Source organism: Flagellimonas hadalis (assembly GCF_007785775.2).
Classification (GTDB): Bacteria; Bacteroidota; Bacteroidia; order Flavobacteriales; family Flavobacteriaceae; genus Flagellimonas; species Flagellimonas hadalis.
Genome location: NZ_VNIK02000032.1, coordinates 1 through 1,877 on the forward strand (window position 1 = coordinate 1; position 1,877 = coordinate 1,877).

The window sequence follows — 1,877 nt, forward strand, 5'->3', positions numbered from 1 at the left end:
TTCAAGGGAGTGGTCTACACGGATTTCGTTCTTTTCTTCGTGGCCATGGGAGGTGCCATAGGCGCGGCCTACTATTTGGTCAATATCCCAGAGGTAGGAGGCATCGATGCATTGCTTTCCCATGAAACCGTAAAGGAAAAACTGAACATCTTGCCCGATCTGGACAACAAGAGCGCATTGATCACCCTGTTGATCATTCCATTGGCGGTGCAATGGTGGAGTTCATGGTACCCTGGGGCTGAACCGGGAGGTGGGGGCTATATTGCCCAACGGATGCTGTCCGCCAAAAATGAAAAGCACGCCATAGGCGCCACATTTTTCTTCAATATCATGCACTATGCCCTGCGGCCCTGGCCCTGGATATTGGTGGCCTTGGCCTCTTTGGTCGTTTTTCCCGATTTGGAGAGCCTCCAGGCCGCATTTCCCATAGTTGCGGATGACAAACTGGGACACGATCTTGCCTATTCGGCCATGCTCACCAAACTCCCAACAGGTCTTTTGGGATTGGTACTGGCCTCATTGGTCGCGGCATATATGTCCACGATATCTACCCAGTTGAACTGGGGCTCATCTTATATTGTGTATGATTTTTACAAGGAGCGGGTCAATCCACAGGCATCTGAAAAAAGATTGGTCGCTGTGGGAAGGATATCCACCGTTGGCTTGATGGTGTTGAGTGCCCTTTTGGCCCTTTTGCTCCAGAATGCCCTTCAACTTTTTGAAATATTGTTGGTGTTCGGGGCAGGCACCGGATTGATCTTCATTTTGAGATGGTTCTGGTGGCGTATCAATGCCTGGAGCGAGATCACGGCCATGTTCATTTCAGGGATCCTGTCCCTCGTGCTCAAGCTTACTCCCCTTGGGGACTATCTGTTTGCAACAGACACTGGCCTTATGCCAGATTGGGCCGAATACCCCATGGTGGTGTTGGTCACAACAATCGCTTGGCTCATTGCCACCTATGCCACATCGCCCGAGAGCAAGGAGGTCCTCTACAATTTTTGTAGGAAGATAGAGCCAGGAGGTCCAGGATGGAAAAAAGTGGAGCAGCAGGGCAGGGCAGATGGTGTGGAATTGAACAGTACCGGAAAAAAATGGAGTGTCCCTAGTGGCATATTGGCGATGATCGTCGGTACCGTGCTGATCTATAGCATTCTTTTTGCCACTGGGTACTGGATCTATGGCCGTTTGATGGGAGCGTCCATACTCACGGTCGTGGCGATTGTATCGGGCACTGTTTTGATCATGACCTGGAAAAAGATAAAAATATCCCTAACATAAAATACTATAACTGAGTGAAAATGGAAACAAAAGCGTTACCTAAATCAATAGCATACAGACCTGCGGGACAGTTTGAAGAGACCCGGTTCGAAAAAATACACAATGTCATCTTTGATGACTCCAAGATAGGGTCCATACAAGTGGCAACGGAAATTGCGACATTGATACGGGAAAAATCGGAGAAGGGGCAGACCTGTGTGCTTGGCCTTGCCACTGGTTCATCGCCTATACGGGTCTATGAGGAACTGGTGCGCATGCACAGGGAAGAAGGGCTCAGTTTCAAGAACGTGGTCACGTTCAATCTGGATGAGTATTATCCGATGGAACGGAACAATATCCAGAGTTACCATTATTTCATGCACCAGCATCTGTTCGACCATGTGGACATTCCCGAAGCGAATGTCAATGTTCCGGATGGAACTGTTTCCCCGGATGACCTGCAGGACTACTGCAAGGAGTATGAACGACAGATAGAAGCTGCGGGAGGACTTGATTTTCAGTTATTGGGGATAGGCCGTACGGGTCACATCGGGTTCAATGAGCCAGGTTCACACTTCAATTCGGCCACTAGGGACATCACCTTGGACCATATTACC

Annotated in this window: 2 protein-coding genes; both read left to right on the plus strand. The window is 49.3% G+C overall.

From position 1 onward, the window contains the following. The coding region (locus tag FOT42_RS17870) for a sodium:solute symporter family transporter (RefSeq protein ID WP_151891793.1) at positions 1–1,281 on the plus strand (1,281 nt) is incomplete at its 5' end. 14 nt (positions 1,282–1,295) lie between these two features. Continuing rightward, positions 1,296–1,877: 6-phosphogluconolactonase (locus tag FOT42_RS17875; RefSeq protein ID WP_417938550.1), on the plus strand; the 582-nt coding region annotated here is incomplete at its 3' end.